15 protein-coding genes are annotated in these 16,064 nt (G+C 66.2%); 11 read left to right on the top strand and 4 right to left on the bottom strand.

Features of this window, described 5'->3' with window-relative positions; genetic code table 11:
- Window positions 1–61: 61 nt before the first annotated feature.
- The 3 genes from TGR7_RS12830 to TGR7_RS12840 are packed head-to-tail and all read right to left on the bottom strand — an operon-like array spanning window position 62 to window position 1,720.
- Window positions 62–712, bottom strand: coding sequence for a class I SAM-dependent methyltransferase (locus tag TGR7_RS12830; protein ID WP_245522983.1), 651 nt, complete (start codon window positions 710–712; stop codon window positions 62–64).
- Complete coding sequence (locus tag TGR7_RS12835) at window positions 702–1,118, bottom strand: DUF488 domain-containing protein (protein ID WP_012639106.1); 417 nt, start codon at window positions 1,116–1,118, stop codon at window positions 702–704. Before TGR7_RS12835 ends, TGR7_RS12830 begins: the two co-directional genes overlap by 11 nt.
- The gene (locus TGR7_RS12840; protein ID WP_245522984.1) at window positions 1,115–1,720 is read right to left on the bottom strand and encodes a TetR/AcrR family transcriptional regulator; all 606 of its coding nucleotides are present in this window, start codon (window positions 1,718–1,720) and stop codon (window positions 1,115–1,117) included. Before TGR7_RS12840 ends, TGR7_RS12835 begins: the two co-directional genes overlap by 4 nt.
- A gap of 157 nt (window positions 1,721–1,877) precedes the next feature.
- Between TGR7_RS12840 and TGR7_RS12845 the strand changes: the two genes are divergently transcribed.
- From TGR7_RS12845 to TGR7_RS12865, 5 genes are all read left to right on the top strand, one after another.
- On the top strand, window positions 1,878–2,669 hold the full coding sequence (locus tag TGR7_RS12845) for an oxygen-binding di-iron domain-containing protein (protein ID WP_012639108.1): 792 nt from the start codon (window positions 1,878–1,880) through the stop codon (window positions 2,667–2,669).
- A 296-nt stretch (window positions 2,670–2,965) separates the two neighbouring features.
- Window positions 2,966–4,402, top strand: coding sequence for a TldD/PmbA family protein (locus TGR7_RS12850; protein ID WP_012639109.1), 1,437 nt, complete (start codon window positions 2,966–2,968; stop codon window positions 4,400–4,402).
- A gap of 62 nt (window positions 4,403–4,464) precedes the next feature.
- Complete coding sequence (locus tag TGR7_RS12855; RefSeq protein WP_012639110.1) at window positions 4,465–5,721, top strand: metallopeptidase TldD-related protein; 1,257 nt, start codon at window positions 4,465–4,467, stop codon at window positions 5,719–5,721.
- 121 nt (window positions 5,722–5,842) lie between these two features.
- A complete protein-coding gene (locus TGR7_RS12860) occupies window positions 5,843–7,036 on the top strand; it encodes an NnrS family protein (protein ID WP_012639111.1) in 1,194 nt (397 codons plus the stop codon).
- A gap of 33 nt (window positions 7,037–7,069) precedes the next feature.
- Window positions 7,070–7,759, top strand: coding sequence for an alpha/beta hydrolase (locus tag TGR7_RS12865; protein ID WP_012639112.1), 690 nt, complete (start codon window positions 7,070–7,072; stop codon window positions 7,757–7,759).
- A gap of 12 nt (window positions 7,760–7,771) precedes the next feature.
- Here TGR7_RS12865 and TGR7_RS12870 read toward each other — a convergent pair whose 3' ends face one another.
- Window positions 7,772–8,113: a hypothetical protein gene (locus TGR7_RS12870; protein WP_012639113.1), complete on the bottom strand. Its 342-nt coding sequence runs from the start codon at window positions 8,111–8,113 to the stop codon at window positions 7,772–7,774.
- 152 nt (window positions 8,114–8,265) lie between these two features.
- Between TGR7_RS12870 and nosR the strand changes: the two genes are divergently transcribed.
- Genes nosR through TGR7_RS12900 form a run of 6 tightly spaced genes read left to right on the top strand, consistent with a single transcriptional unit; the run spans window position 8,266 to window position 16,001 of the window.
- Window positions 8,266–10,410 carry a transcriptional regulator NosR gene (nosR, locus tag TGR7_RS12875; RefSeq protein ID WP_012639114.1) on the top strand — a complete coding sequence of 715 codons (2,145 nt, stop codon included), beginning with the start codon at window positions 8,266–8,268 and terminating at the stop codon, window positions 10,408–10,410.
- 23 nt (window positions 10,411–10,433) lie between these two features.
- Window positions 10,434–12,320, top strand: a complete 1,887-nt coding sequence (nosZ, locus tag TGR7_RS12880) for a TAT-dependent nitrous-oxide reductase (protein WP_012639115.1) — start codon at window positions 10,434–10,436, stop codon at window positions 12,318–12,320.
- 51 nt (window positions 12,321–12,371) lie between these two features.
- Window positions 12,372–13,685, top strand: coding sequence for a nitrous oxide reductase family maturation protein NosD (locus tag TGR7_RS12885; protein ID WP_012639116.1), 1,314 nt, complete (start codon window positions 12,372–12,374; stop codon window positions 13,683–13,685).
- The gene (locus TGR7_RS12890; protein WP_012639117.1) at window positions 13,682–14,614 is read left to right on the top strand and encodes an ABC transporter ATP-binding protein; all 933 of its coding nucleotides are present in this window, start codon (window positions 13,682–13,684) and stop codon (window positions 14,612–14,614) included. Before TGR7_RS12885 ends, TGR7_RS12890 begins: the two co-directional genes overlap by 4 nt.
- Complete coding sequence (locus TGR7_RS12895; RefSeq protein ID WP_012639118.1) at window positions 14,607–15,437, top strand: ABC transporter permease; 831 nt, start codon at window positions 14,607–14,609, stop codon at window positions 15,435–15,437. Before TGR7_RS12890 ends, TGR7_RS12895 begins: the two co-directional genes overlap by 8 nt.
- Before the next feature lie 48 nt (window positions 15,438–15,485).
- Window positions 15,486–16,001, top strand: coding sequence for a nitrous oxide reductase accessory protein NosL (locus TGR7_RS12900; protein WP_012639119.1), 516 nt, complete (start codon window positions 15,486–15,488; stop codon window positions 15,999–16,001).
- Window positions 16,002–16,064: the final 63 nt, after the last annotated feature.

The following is a 16,064-nucleotide window of genomic DNA, read 5'->3' on the forward strand; positions in this document are numbered from 1 at the left end:
AGCACTCAAACTCCGTGGCTCCGCGTCCCCGTGAGAGGATCGCTTTTCAGCGCATCGACACTCACTTCGAAACAGGACGCCGAAACAGCACCACGTCCCCCGCGTGCAGATGCAGTTCGAGCCCCAGCCGGCGCGCGAGCCACTGGATCACCGCCGGACTGTAGAAACACACATGGGTGGGGTCGTTCTTGTATTGCCAGCCGGGGAACTTCTCTAAAGACACCCGCATACGGGTCATCACCGCCAGCCAGCCGCCCGGGCGCAGCAGCTGCACCAGCCGCGGCCAGTCACGGGCGGGCTCATGGAAATGCTCCACCACCTCGGTGCAGGTGACGAAGTCGTAGCGGCGTTCCAGCACACGCGCATCGGGGGCATACAGGGGATCGTAGAGCGCCACCTCGAAACCCGACTCGACCAGCATCATCGACAGCGCAGGCCCCGGACCGCAGCCGAAGTCGAGCCCGGACATGCCGGGCTCCAGGCGCTCGATCAGCGGACCGGTCAGGCGTGACAGGAAACGCCGGTAACCGGGATCGTCGGGATCGTTCTCGTGCAGGTCGTAGATGGCCCGTTCTTCATCCGGGGATGGATGGGTTACCGGGTCGACGAACAGCAGGTCGCAGGCCGGGCAGCGGAAGAAGTCCCGGTACTGGTCTGCCGTGTACCAGGGGGCGATCGCGGTACACAGGGGGCAGCTCAGCTCACGCATCATCACCCCGGTAACACACCGGCGAGGCCGGCTCGTTGGCCCGCGCCTCCTCGGCCAGTTCCTCCAGCAGCACCTCCCGCAACACCACCGCGTTGTTGTGCTCGCCATCCCGCGCCGCGAACAGCAGGGTCACCGTGCCCGCGCGGCAGTGCGCCAGCAGCGTCTCGACGGCCTCGGGCACCCTGGCGATCTCGTCCCGGTAGCGGGCACGGAATGCCTCCCACCGGGCGGGCTCGTGAGCGAACCAGCGGCGCAGTTCATGGGACGGTGCGATCTCGCGAAGCCACAGATCCACCTTTGCATCCGCCTTGCGCACACCGCGCGGCCAGATCCGATCCACGAGCACACGCAGTCCATTGTCAGCCCCCGGAGCGGCGTAGATACGCTTCAGAGCGATGCGCTCGGTCATTGCGCCGGCCTTCCGCCCGCGACGCCCGCAAGCCACTCCATCACCAGTGCGGCCTTGGCCGCGTCGTCGAGGCCCCGTGTGTCCAGTGTCTGCCAGGTGTGGAAACGCAGCGCCAGCGCCAGGGTATCGGCCAGGCGCTCACGACGGCGGCCACGCAGCCGCCAGCCGCGCAGCAAGGCCTGAAGATAGGCATCCAGCCAGGTCTCGAATCCGGCCATGGGCCCCTGCAGCGCCGGAACCTCCCCGACGTCGCGGTAGGAGACAGCCCACATCCGCTGCGTCCTTGCGTAATAGGCATACAAGGCCTCGAGACCCTGCCGTGTGCGCGCCACGGGATCGGACACCCCTTCGAATTCAGCCGCATCTGGCGGTGGATTGCGCTGCAGCCAGGTGGACGTGCAGGCCTCGAACAGGCTCGCATCGTCCGGATAATGGCGGTACACGGTCAGACGCTGAACGCCCGCCCGTTCAGCGATGGCGCTGACGGTGGCGTTGCGCGGCCCCAGGTCCCGGTGCACCTCGATCATGGCATCGACGATGCGCGCCCGCGTGTCCTCCTGCGCCTCGGCCCGCTTTCGGAGTGTGTATCTGCGAGTTCCCATATCAGTGATCATAGATGTTCATCGAAAATTTGACAAGCCTCAAGATCGGGACTAGCCTCCCCTTATGTGAACAATACTGTTTACTGAAATAGGCCTCGCGAGCAGACGCCAGACCCCTCGCCTTCACCTCCTTAACACGCCGCGGAGGAACATCCCGATGACCGCACAACCCATGATCACCCAGACCCCTGTCACCCCGGACGTGGACGCCCTCGGCACGTGGCTGCCCGTGCCGGGCTACGGCGTGCTGGCCGTCAATGCCTTCGTGATCCGCGCCACCCGACCGGTGCTGGTGGACACAGGCCCCGCAGTACTTGGAGACGCGTTTATCCAGGCCCTGGAGAGGGCCATCGATCCGGCGCGGCTCGAGTGGATCTGGCTGACCCACCCGGACCCGGACCATGTGGGCAATCTGGCCGCAGTGCTGCAACGCGCACCCCGAGCCAGGGTCGTTACCACCTTCCTCGGCATGGGCAAGCTGGGCCTGCTGGGGCTGCCGGTGGATCGGGTCCACCTGCTCAACCCCGGTCAGTCCCTGGATGTGGGCGAGCGCAGACTGCTGGCCGTGGCGCCGCCCGTGTTCGACGCGCCGGAATCCACGGGCCTGTTCGATCCGTCCACGGGCGCGCTGTTCAGCGCCGACTGCTTCGGCGCCCTTTTGCCGGCGCCGGCGGCGGGTGCGGCGGACGTGGCGCCGGAGCTGCTGCGCGCCGGCATGATCGGCTGGGCCACGGTGGATGCCCCGTGGCTGCACCGGGTTGATCGGGGCCGTTTCCGGGAGAGCCTCCAGGCCGTCGCCGACCTGCAGCCGAAACGCATCCTCAGCAGCCACCTGCCGCCGGCCAGCAACATGACCGCCACCCTGCTGGGCAATCTGGCGGACGCCCCGGATGCCCCGCCCTTCGTCGGCCCCGATCAGGCCGCGCTGGAGCAGATGCTGGCGGCCTGAGCGAACGCGCCAGCATCACGCTGCGCGCGAAGCCCAAGGGGCGCCCCAGGCGCCCCTTGGGCAGCACACCGGAACCCGACCACGTCCAGGGCGGCGGGCATGGCCCGCCCTATGAATCGTCTGACTTGCGTTGCCTTGCATACTGGCGGGAACTTGGCTGTCGCGCCTGTTTCCATGAATCAAGCTGCATGTTGAATCCATCGACAGTACCCGCAGATCTCAACGGATGATCCCGGCGGGTCCCGGGACTACAATCCCTCGGACGCGCAGCAGCTAACCGACGGGGCAGCCTCCCAATGCACTTCCAACGGGTTCTCGAGCAGTTCCGGTCCGTGGTGCCTGCGGTGGAGTTCTGGTCCCTGCGCCTGGTTCAGGAAGAGACTGAGACCCTGCGCCTGCGCACCGGCGTGGTGGAGCCTCCCGTCCGATCCCTGGACCGCGGCGCTCATATCACGCTCATGGACCGGGGCGGCCTCGCCTATGGGGCCACCAGCGATCTCACCCCCGCCGGCCTGCGCGCCGCCTGCGAGCAGGCCATGGCCTGGCTGGAGAACAGCCGCCATCACCCGCTCTTCGACACCGGCTGCGTTCCCCGGCCCGAGCGCTCGGGTACCTACTCGAGTCCCGTGGAGATCCCCTGGGATGAGTGGCCGCTGCAGGAGAAGCTGGAGCGCCTTGGCCATATCGATCGGGCACTGGCCATCCACGAGGCCATCGTCGACCGGCAGGTGCAGCTGACCCGTCGGCATCTGGCGCTGCATTTCCTGACCAGTGACGGGGTCGAGATCGTTCAGCACCAGCACATCCTCTTGCCGGGCTATGCGGTCGCGGCGAACCGCGGCGCCCAGACCCAGGTGCGCACCGGCGGTGGCTGGGGATCGGGGGGCCAGGGCGGCCTGGAGCTGCTGGATCGCTTTCACTTCCATGAAGACGCCTCCCGCACGGCCAACGAGGCGCTCACCCTGCTGGATGCCCCCGAGTGTCCCGAGGCCGTCGCCTCGATCCTGCTCATGCCCAGCCAGATGATGCTGCAGATCCACGAAAGCATCGGCCACCCCCTGGAGCTGGACCGGATCCTCGGTGACGAACGCAACTATGCGGGTGGAAGTTTCGTCACGCCCGATATGTTCGGTCATTACCGCTACGGTTCGGCACTGCTCAATGTCACCTTCGATCCGGCCCTGCCCGGCGAGCTGGCCGGCTACGGATACGATGACGAGGGCACGCCCGCCAGGCGCGAATACCTGATCCGCAACGGCATCCTGGAGCGCCCCTTGGGCGGGGCGCTCTCCTCGGCGCGGGCGGGCCTGCCCGGGGTCGCCACCGCGCGGGCCTGCGCCTGGAACCGTCCGCCCATCGATCGCATGGCCAACCTGAACCTGGAGCCGGGGTCATCCCGCCTGGAGGACCTGATCGCCTCGGTGGAGTTCGGCGTGCTCATGGACACCAACCGATCCTGGTCCATCGACGACCGGCGCAACAAGTTCCAGTTCGGCTGCGAACTGGGGCGCATCATCCGTGACGGCGCGTTGCAGGAGGTGGTCCGCAACCCCTGCTACCGGGGCATCTCTTCGGAGTTCTGGCGCAAGCTCGCCGGGGTGGGCGCGGCCGACGGCGTGGAGGCCTGGGGCACGCCCTCCTGCGGCAAGGGCGAACCCAACCAGATGATCCACGTGGGCCATGCATCGCCACCCTGCCTGTTTCACAACGTGGAGGTGTTCGGTGGCGACTGATCCGGAGGAGCATTTCCGCACCCTGGCGACGCGGGGCCTTCGCGGGACTGCGGGACGACGAGGTGCTGCTCCTCAACCTGGCGGCGGAGGACAGCGACTTTGTGCGCATCAGCCGGGCGCAGATTCGCCAGGCGGGACATGTGCGCCAGCAGTCCCTGGCACTGACACTGATCAGCCGTGGCCGCACCGCGAGCGCCACACTCGCCCTTACCGGGCACCCGGAGACGGACGCCGCGCAGCTCATCGACAGCCTCGGTGATCTGCGTGCGTACCTCGGGCATCTGCCCGAGGACCCCCACCTCCATTACGCCACCGTGCGCCAGGACACCCGGCACGAGGGCGAGCACCGACTGCCACCGCCGGGTGACGCCGTGGCGCACTGGCTGGAGGCAGCCCGGGGCCTGGACCTCGCCGGGCTCTGGGCCAGCGGGCGCATGGTGCGCGGCTTTGCCAATTCCCTGGGCCAGTACAACTGGCACAGCGACTGGAGCTTCAACGCCGACTGGAGCGTGCACGGCGGCGCCGATGTGGCGGTGAAGCAGCACCATGCCGGTCGCGCCCATGACCCCGACGCCATCGCCCGGCTGCTGGCCGAGGCCCGCGACACCCTCGCGCTGCTGGGCCGCGCGCCCAAGCGGCTCTCCCCGGGGCGCTACCGCGTCTACCTGGCTCCCTCGGCGGTGCACGAACTCATGGCCCTGCTGGGCTGGGGCGGCTTCGGGCTCAAGAGTCACCGCACCCGCCAGACCCCGCTGATCCGCATGGTGCGGGAGGGCCTCGAACTGGATCCACGGGTCAGCCTCCGGGAGCACCACGGGGACGGACTCGCACCCCGATTCACCCCCGAGGGGTTCGTCAAGCCCGATCGGGTGGAACTCATCACCCGGGGGCGCTACGGGGAGTGCCTGGCCGACGCCCGCAGCGCCCGTGAGTACGGGGAAGCGGTGAACTGCACCCGGGAGGCGCCTGAGTCGCTGGAGATGGCGGGCGGGGCGTTGCCCGAGGATCAGGTGCTCTCGGCGCTCGGCACGGGCGTCTACATCAGCGACCTCTGGTACTGCAATTACTCCGACCGCAACCATTGCCGTATCACCGGCATGACGCGCTTCGCCTGCCTCTGGGTGGAGCACGGGCAAGCGGTCGCGCCAGTCAACGTCATGCGCTTCGACGAGAGCCTGTTTCACATCCTCGGGGATCGCCTGGAGGCCATCACCGCCGAGCGTCACCAGATCCTGGACAACGCCACCTACGAGAGGCGTTCCCAGGCCAGCGCGCGCCTGCCCGGCTTGCTGGTGGACGGCTTCACTTTCACCCTGTAGAGGGCACGCCCCCTCGATCTCCCGATCGGCATCCGGCGACGCCGGGCAAAAAGATGTATGCTTTCTGCATGTTAATAACCCGGCCCAGGATCCAGGGCCTGCCCACGCTTGGAAGATCGCCATGCTGACCATCGAGCCCCCCGGCCAATACCGCATCTCCCTGCTTCACCTGGGCTTTCGCCCCTTCTTCCTGCTGGCCGGTGCGTTCTCGGTGGTCTCCACACTCCTCTGGGCCTGGCTCTACCACGGCGGCGGGACCGCGCCATCGCTGGCCCTGTCGCCCATGACATGGCACGCCCACGAGATGATCTTCGGCTACGGTCTCGCCGTGGTGGCTGGTTTTCTGCTCACGGCAGTGCGCAACTGGACCGGCGTGCAGACCCTCAACGGCATGCCGCTGCTCCTGCTGGCGCTGTGCTGGCTCGGGGCACGGGTCCTGGGGCTGATCCCCCATGGCGGCGCCCTGGCAGTCATGGCGGTCCTGGACCTGGGCTTCAACCTCGCCCTGGTGCTGGCCGTCGCGCGCCCGGTGGCCAGGGCCCGTCAATGGGGCCAGGGCGGGGTCGTTGCCATCCCACTGTTCCTGGCACTTGCGAACGGGCTGTTCTATCTGGGCGCCCTGGGCAGACTGCCCCAGGGCACCCAGGCGGGCCTCTACCTGGGCCTGTACCTGCTGGTGCTGCTGATCATGGTCATGGGACGCAGGGTCGTGCCGTTCTTCATCGAGAAGGGGCTGGGTGAGAACATCAGGATCAGGGAACGCGCCTGGCTGGACCAGGCCATCGTCATCTCCCTGGCCCTGTTCATCCTCGCCGAGGTGTTCATGTCATGGGGCCAGGCTGCCGCCTGGCTGGCGGTGCCGGTGTTTCTGCTGCAGGTGCTGCGCCTCTACGACTGGCACACGCCCGGGATCTGGAAAAAGCCGCTGCTCTGGAGCCTGTACCTGGCCTTTGTCTGGATCGCCGCCGGGTTTGGCCTCAAGGCCGCCGTCCTGATCATGCCGCTGAACCCGTTTCTTGCCACCCATGCCCTGGCCTATGGCGGCATCGGCCTGATCACCCTGAGCATGATGAGCCGCGTGAGCCTGGGACACACGGGACGCAATGTGTTCGAACCGCCGCCGATCCTCGGCTGGTTGTTTGCCGTGCTGGTGGTGGGCGCCGTGATCCGGGTTCTGTTGCCCCTGGGCCTGCCGACGCACCATGGTCTGTGGATCGGCGCCTCCCAGGCCCTGTGGGCGGTGGCCTTCGGCGGATTCGTCTGGATCTATGCGCCCATGCTGATCAGACCCCGCATCGATGGCCGCTATGGTTGAGCAGACGCCTTCACAATCATCCCCGGAGATCCCATGACGCCACGCGATGATGACCTGATCGAGGCCTACACCCGCCCCCGGGTGGTGGCCTGTACCCTCTGGCTGCACGGACTCGGGGTGAACGCGGCGGACATGGACGGCATCATCAGCCGGATGCGCAGATCCTGGGAACTGGGTCTGCATCACGTCGCCCCCAATGCCCCCCTCAGGCCGATCACGGTCAACGCCGGCCGGCATACCCGGGCGTGGTTCGATGTCACCGGAGATCCCGCTGATACGCCCGTGGACCGCGAGGGCATCGAGGAGAGCACGCGGCACATCCACCGCCTGCTGGACCGTGAGCGGGCACGGGGCATTGCTTCACGGCACACGATTCTGGGTGGCTTCTCCCAGGGCGGCGCCCTGGCCCTGCATGCGGGACTGCGTTATCCCCACGGGCTGGGCGGCATCGTCGTGCTCTCCGGGGAACTGCTGCTTGCCGATGAGCTGATCCATGAACGCGACCCGGCAAACATCCACACCCCCGTGCTGATGATCCATGGCAGGGACGACCCGATCATCCCCCTGCAGGAGGCCAGGCACGGCCGCGACCTTCTGGTCGAATCCGGCCACCCCGTGACCTGGCACGAACTGCCCATGGGACACGGCGTGCTGCCTGAGGAGATCGAGATCATCGATGCGTGGTCGTATGCGATGCTCGCGCCCGCGGCTGCCGAAGGCTGACAGGCAAGCCGGCTAGTGAAAGTCCCGGTTGGGCAGCAGCCAGCTCGTGTCCGGTCGGTGGCCGGCCCGCACAGCCACCCGATAGCCCTCGCTGAAGCCCTTGAGCACGTCATCCAGGGCCTCCTGGAGCGAGCCATAGCGCTGAATATCCGACACCTCCGGGGTGGCCATGCCGGGCGTCTGCAGGTAGTGACTCTGCTCGGTCTCGAACCAGTCCTGCCCGACCCCCTGGTAGAAGCGCACCCGTATCAGTTCCGGGATCCCGTCGAGCGCGAAGGCGTATTCGTCCACCAGCCGCCTTGCCCAGTGGATGCCCGCTCGCCTGAAGCTGTCACCGATTGAATCGCCGCTCATACTTGCCAACCCCCATATCCCATCTATTGTTATAGATTAAATACACCTATTTGCCCCCGGTTGATCCAGGTCAACGCCGGGCAGTGCCCGAGGTGTGCCGGATGATCAGGGGTTATCCATTGATGAGGGGAGGTCCCGCACGGAGGGTCTGCATGCCTGCCTGCGCCGCCCTGGCAGGGCTGCTCCTGGTGATCGGCATATTGCTGGCGTCCCCGGCGCACGGCGAGATCAGTCCATTCTTCCCCGAGGCCGACCGCCTGGGTGACCCTACCGGCGACCCGCCCGCCATTCCCGTGTTCCGGGGCGACGAGCAGATCGGACTGTTGTTCGAGACCCGGCACGTGACCCCCATCCCCGCCTACTCGGGACTGCCGGTCAACATGCTGGTGGGCCTGGACATGAAGGGCGAGATCACCGGGGTGCGGGTCATCGAGCACAGCGAGCCCATCATGCTGGTGGGCATCCCCGAGTCGCGCCTGGCGGACTTCGTCAATCAGTACGTGACCCGCACCGTGAGTGACCGGGTGCGGGTCGGGCTGTCACCGCGTCAGCGTGAGGGCTATACCTACGTGGACGCGGTCTCCGGCGCCACCGTCACGGTGGTGGTGATGGGCGAATCCATCATGCGCGGCGCGCGCATGATGGCCGTGGCCCACGGGCTGGTGGCGCCCGGCGCCGGGGCAGCTGAACCGGCCAGGGTGCGCACCGGGGACTTCGAGCCAGCGGACTGGGAGACCCTGCTGAGCACCGGGGCGGTGGCGCACCGGCATCTCACCCGGGGTGAAGTGGACGCGGCGTTCGTGGGCACGGAGGCCGAGCACGTGGACCGGGCACCGCCCGGGGCAGAGGAAGAAACCTTCATCCATCTCTACGCCGCCTACCTCAACGCGCCCACGGTGGGACGCAACCTGCTCGGGGAGGCGCTGCACCGGCAGCTCATGGAACGGCTTGCGGAAGGCGAGCACGCCATCATTCTCATGGCCGAGGGCATTTACTCGTTCAAGGGCTCCGGCTTCGTGCGCGGCGGCATCTTCGACCGCATCCAGCTGCTGCAGGCCGAACGCGCCTTCCAGTTCCGCGACACGGACCTGATCCGCGCCCCGCGCCTGGCGCTGGACGGCGTGCCGCGCTTCGGTGAACGGGAGATCTTCGTGGTGCGAGCCGAACACGGTTTCGACCCGGGACGGCCCTGGGAGATCGAGCTGCTGGTCAGACGCCAGGTGGGTGCACTGGACTCCGCGTTCGTCAACTTCAGCCTCGAATACCTGCCGCCCAGGGCGTTCTTCGACTACCCGGAACCACCGCCACAACTCGCACACGAAGACCGCCCGCTGTGGATCTCGGTCTGGGAGGACCGGGTGATGCAGATCGTCGTGCTGAGCGCGGGCCTGCTGCTGCTCACCTTCATCCTGATGTTTCAGGACGTACTGGCCAGACGCCCACGCCTGCTGAACCACATCCGTCATGGCTTTCTGATCTACACGGTGGTTTTCATCGGCTGGTATGCCCTGGCGCAGCTGTCCGTGGTCAACATCTTCAGCTTCACCCATGCCCTGTTCACGGACTTCCAGTGGGGCACCTTCCTCATGGACCCGATGATGTTCATGCTCTGGAGCTTCGTGGCCGTCACCCTGCTGCTCTGGGGCCGAGGAGTCTACTGCGGCTGGCTGTGCCCCTTCGGCGCCATGCAGGAACTCATCAACGAGGTGTCCCGCAAGTTCAGGGTGCCGCAGTACGAGCTCCCCTGGGCCGTGCACGAGCGACTCTGGTCCATCAAGTACCTGATACTGCTCGGCCTGTTCGGCATCTCCCTGCACTCCATGGCGAGCGCGGAGATCTATGCCGAGGTGGAGCCCTTCAAGACCGCGGTCACCATGCGCTTTCAGCGCGAGTGGGGTTTCGTGCTCTACGCGGGCATCCTGCTCGCCATCTCGGTGGTGAACCGCAAATTCTTCTGCCGCTACCTGTGTCCGCTGGGTGCGGGTCTCGCCATCCCCGCGCGCATCCGCCTGTTCGACTGGCTCAAGCGTCACAAGGAGTGCGGATCGCCTTGCCAGATCTGCGCCAATGAATGCGAGGTCAAGGCCATCCACCCGGACGGCCGCATCAACGCCAACGAGTGTCACTACTGTCTCGACTGCCAGGTCACCTACTGGAACGATCGCAAATGCCCGCCCATGGTTGCCCGCCGCAAGCGGCGTGAGAAGGCGGCAACGATTTCCCTTGCACGACTGGGCAACGGCCTCCCGGATACCCAGGCCGAACAGAAGACATCACAGGCGCCTACCGGCCCGTGACCCCGAAGTGAGGAGATGACGTCATGACCAAGAAAAACGATCAAGGCACTATCGAGAACCCCCAACGCCGGCAATTCCTGGGCGCGACGGCGGCCATCGGAGCCCTGGGCGCGGCAGGCGCAAGCGGCACCGGCCTGCTCATGGGCAGCCGACCCACTGCCGCGGCCCAGGGCAGCAACGGCTATTCCGTGCCGCTTGGCGAACTGGACGACTACTACGGCTTCTGGAGCGGCGGACACTCCGGCGAGGTGCGCATCCTGGGGGTGCCTTCCATGCGCGAGATCATGCGTATCGCCGTGTTCAACTTTGACAGCGCCACCGGCTGGGGCCAGACCAACGAAAGCAAGCGCGTCCTGGGCAGCGACTTCATCAACGGCGACACCCATCACGTTCACCTGAGCTACGTCAACGGCACCTACGATGGCAGGTTCGCCTTCACCAATGACAAGCTGAACACCCGGGTTGCCCGCATCCGCCTGGACGTGATGAAGACCGACAAGATCACCCACATCCCCAACGTGCAGGCGATCCACGGCATCAATCCCCAGCGCTGGCCCAGGACCGAGTACCTGCTCGCCGCCGGCGAGATGATCGCCCCCCTGCCCAACGACGGGCGCCACATGGACGAGCCGGAGCACTACTGGACGCTGCTCAGTTCCCTCGACGCGGAAACCATGGAGATCCGCTGGCAGCTGTGGGTGGACGGCAACATGGACAACCTGGTCACCGACTACACGGGCAAGTACGCAGGCGCCAGCTGCTACAACTCCGAGCGTGGCATGACCCTGGCGGAGAAGATGGGCTCGGAGCGTGACTGGGCGGTGTTCTTCAACATCCCGGCCATCGAGGCGGCCGTCGCGGCGGGGGACTACACCACCATCGGTGACTCCAGGATCCCGGTGGTGGACGGGCGTGGCGCCGATAAGGGCGGCTCCAAGTACACACTCTACGTACCGATCCCCAGAAGTCCGCACGGCATCAACGCCACCCCGGACAAGAAGTACGTGGTGGTCTCCGGGAAGCTCTCGCCCACCGTATCCGTGGTGGAGTGGAGCAAGGTGGACGACTGGTTCAACGGCAAGATCAGTGACCCCCGGGATACCATCGTGGCGGAACCCGAGGTGGGCCTGGGTCCACTGCATACCACCTTCGACGGACGGGGCGATGCCTACACCAGCCTGTTCCTGGACAGCCAGGTGGTGAAATGGAACATCGACGACGCCATACGGGCCTACAAGGGCGAGCAGGTCAATTACATCCGCCAGAAGCTGGACGTTCACTACCAGGTCGGACACATCATGGCCAGCATGTGCGAGACGGTGGAAGCGGATGGACGCTGGCTGGTGTCCCTGAACAAGTTCTCCAAGGATCGTTTCATTCCCGCCGGACCCCTGCGTCCGGAGAACGACCAGCTCATCGACATCTCCGGAGCGCAGATGAAACTGGTGCATGACGGCCCCACCTACCCGGAGCCCCATGACTCGCTCATGGTCAGACGTGACCTGATCAACCCCATTGCCATCTGGAAGCGGGACGACCCGTTCTTCGCTGAAACCGTGGCCATGGCCAGGGCGGATGGCGTCAATCTGGAGCAGGACAACAAGGTCATCCGCGACGGCAACAAGGTCCGCGTCTACATGACCTCCGTCGCGCCCTCCTTCGGCCTGGATCATTTCCGCGTCAAGCTGGGCGATGAGGTCACCGTGGTGGTCACCAATCTCGACAACATCGAGGATCTCAGCCACGGTTTCGCCCTGGTCAACTACGGCGTCAACTTCGAGATCAGCGCGCACCAGACCGCCTCGGCCACCTTCATCGCCGACAAGCCCGGGGTGTACTGGTATTACTGCAGCTGGTTCTGCCACGCGCTGCACATGGAAATGGCGGGTCGCATGATGGTCGAGGCCTGAGCCCTTGCGGGCCGGCTCCCGTGCGGGAGCCGGCCCGATGGCAGACACGCGATGATCGAACTGCGCACCTGGGCAATCTGCATCCTGCTTGCGCTGTTGCTCCTGCCCTACACGGCATGGGCGCAGATCCGTCACATCAGTCCACTGGAGGGTCCCTTGCAGAAACACCTGGACGCCGCGGAGCCCGGGGCGGTTCTGCTGCTCGAGCCCGGCGTCTATCAGGGCGGTGTCGTCATAGACCGCCCGCTCACCCTCAAGGGCATGCCCGGGGCCATCATCGATGCCCAGGGCGTGGGCGACGTCATCCGGGTCCGGGCGGAGCGAGTACGCATCGAAGGACTGACCCTGCGCAATTCCGGCTTCAACCTGACGCACATGAATGCGGGCATCCATGCAGAACGCAGCGCCCACCACCTGCATGCGGAAGACAACACCCTGGAGAATGTCGCCTTCGGGCTGTGGCTGTGGCACTTGCGCGGTCCGCAGATCATCAACAACCGCATCCAGGGAAACCCCTCGGTGCGTTCCCAGGACCGGGGCGACGGCATCCGGCTGTTCAACGTGGATGACGGGCTGGTGGCCGGCAACGAGATCCGTCTCGCCCGGGACGGGGTCTACATCGATACCAGCCGGCACGTGGAGTTTCGCAACAATCGCTTCGCGGACCTGCGCTACGGCATCCATTACATGTATTCCCATCATGGCCTGATCATCAACAATCACACCACCCGCACCCGCAGTGGTTATGCACTGATGAGTTCAAACCACCTGCAGGTCGTGGGCAATCGTTCCGAGCAGGACCGCAATTACGGTTTTCTCATGAACTTCGTCAATCACTCCGTGCTCGAGAACAACGTGGTCAACGGCATCACCGGATGGTCCGGCTCGGAGGTCCGCGACCATGGCGTCACCCTGGGTGCCGAAGGCAAAGCGATCTTCATCTACAACGCCTATGCCAACGTGATCCGCGACAACGTCTTCGCCAACAGCGAGATCGGCATCCATCTGACCGCGGGATCCGAGAACAACCGCATCCACAGCAACAGCTTCGTCAACAACCGCACCCAGGTGATGTACGTGGCCAACCGCCGCCAGGACTGGTCTCATGATGGCCTGGGCAATTACTGGAGTGACTACCTGGGCTGGGATCTCACGGGCGACGGCATCGGCGATCAGCCCTATGAGCCCAACGATGCCGTGGACAAACTGCTGTGGATGTACCCCATGGCGCGTGTGCTCATGAACAGCCCATCCGTGCAACTGCTACGCTGGGTGCAGCGGGCCTTTCCGGTGCTCCGCCCGCCCGGCGTCCAGGACAGCGCCCCCCTGATGCGTCCAACCCGTTCACTGGAGGAGCTGGGATGAGTCCCGTGGTACAGATGGAGCAGGTCGGACGGCGCTTCGGGGCCGTGCAGGCCCTGAAGGGTCTGAGCCTTGGCCTGGAGCAGGGCGAGGTCCTCGGCCTGCTGGGCCACAACGGGGCCGGCAAGTCCACGCTGATGAAACTGGTGCTGGGCATCCTCGCGCCCAGTTCCGGACGCGTGGCCGTGCTTGGGCAGGACCCGCGCGGCCGTCACGCCCGCAACCTGCGCCTCAAGCTCGGTTACCTGCCGGAGAACGTGAGCTTTTATGACAACCTCAGCGGACGCGAGGTGCTTCACTACTTCTCCCGCCTGAAGCGGGTGCCCGTCGCGGAGGCGGACCGGGTGCTTGAACGGGTCGGTCTTGCCCAGGCTTCACGGCGCCGGATACGCACCTACTCCAAGGGCATGCGCCAGCGACTCGGTCTTGCCCAGGCGCTGCTCGGCGCACCGCAACTGCTGTTGCTGGACGAACCGACCGTGGGCCTCGACCCCATGGCGGTGCGCGACGTCTACGGCATGATTGATGAACTGCGTGCCGCGGGCACCAGCGTGATCCTCAGCTCCCACGTGCTCCCCGGCGTCGAACGCCACATCGACCGGGTCGCCATCCTATGCGAGGGGCGCCTCCTGGCCCTGGGCAGCATCGATGCCCTGCGCGAAGCAGCGGGTCTTCCCCTGCGCATCCAGGCACGCGGCGACCAGCTCTCCGACGCCCTGCGCCAACGGCTTGCGGAACAGGGCGCACAGGTCGTGGGCAACGGCGACGGACGGCTGCACCTGAGTACCCGGCCAGACGCAAAGCTCGCGGTACTGAGGACCCTGCTCGAGGATGAGCGCCTGCGCGATGTCAGCCTGGAGCCGCCCAGCCTGGACGCACTCTATGCCCATTTCGACGCCGTGGGCCGCGCAGGAGACAGGGTCGATGCGTGAGGTCTTCATCGTCGCCGGCAAGGAATTCCGGGATGGCATGCGCAACCGCTGGATCCTGGCCATCACCCTGGCCTTCGCACTGCTCGCCATGGGGCTCGCCTGGTTCGGCGCCGCCGCCTCCGGCGGCGTCGGTTTCACACGCATCTCCACCACCATCGTCAGCCTGGCAAGCCTGGCCGTTTTCCTGATCCCGCTCATCGCGCTGATGCTGGCCTACGACAGCATCGTGGGCGAAGAGGAAAAGGGCACCCTGCTGCTGCTCATGACCTACCCGCTGAGTCGCACCGGACTGCTGGCGGGCAAGTTCCTGGGCCACGGCGCCATACTCGCCCTGTCCACGCTGCTGGGATTCGGCATCGCCGCGGTGCTGATCGTCACGCTGGCGGAGCAGGCCACCTTCGCCAACCTGTCCGGGCCCTTCTCCCTGTTCATCCTCAGCGCGATCCTGCTCGGTCTGGTGTTCCTCGCCCTGGCCTACCTGGTGAGCGTGCTGACCCGTGACAAGGCCCGGGCCGCGGGCCTGGCCCTGCTGACCTGGTTCATGTTCGTGCTGGTCTACGATCTGACGCTGCTGGGCGTGCTGGTAGGCACCCAGGGCAGGCTGGACGGCGATGTCTTCAGGGTGCTGCTGCTGCTCAATCCCACCGATGTCTTTCGCCTGGTGAACCTGATCGGCTTCGAGGAGACCGCGGCCAGCAGCGGTCTGCTGAGCGTCTTCCAGGACCAGGACTATCCCCTGCCGCTGCTGCTCGGGATCCTGGTGGCCTGGATCCTCGTGCCCCTGGCCGCCGCCGCGGCCCTGTTCTCCGCGCGGCGGACCTGAAGGCACACCCCGCAGCTTCTCCATGACCGTACACAGGACCCTGTCACCATGAGCACGCGACGCCAGATCCTCATCCTCCTCGCCGGACTCCCGGGCCTCGGCCTGATCGCCTGCGGACGCGAACCGGACAGCCAGGTCACCGCCTGCCCTCCGATCCCCCTCAGCGACGAACACGAATGCGCCCTGTGCGGCATGATCGTGGTCCACTTTCCCGGACCCAAGGGACAGGCATGCCTGCGCGACGGACGCGTGCTGACCTTCTGCTCGGTGCATGATCTGCTGGCGTGGGCCTGGCAACCCGAATCTGCCCCTGCCCTCGGTGCGCTCCACGTGCACGACCTGTCGCGCACCGAGTGGGCTCATCCCTCGGACGACGCCTACATGAATGCCCGGGACGCCCTCTACGTGGTGGGACACGATCAGCAAGGCGCCATGGGACACTCGCCCGCGCCGTTCTCGCGCCAGGCCGACGCGGAGTCGTTCATGGCCCGCCATGGTGGTCATGTGCTCGCGTTCGACCAGCTCGACTGGGACAGCATCCGCGACGAAATCACCGGGCATTGATCGAAATCATACGGACCCGCCGGACGGCGGCAGGAACTCGCTGCCGGACGTTGACGCGCACGG

This window comes from Thioalkalivibrio sulfidiphilus HL-EbGr7 (assembly GCF_000021985.1).
Lineage (GTDB): Bacteria > Pseudomonadota > Gammaproteobacteria > Ectothiorhodospirales > Ectothiorhodospiraceae > Thioalkalivibrio_A > Thioalkalivibrio_A sulfidiphilus.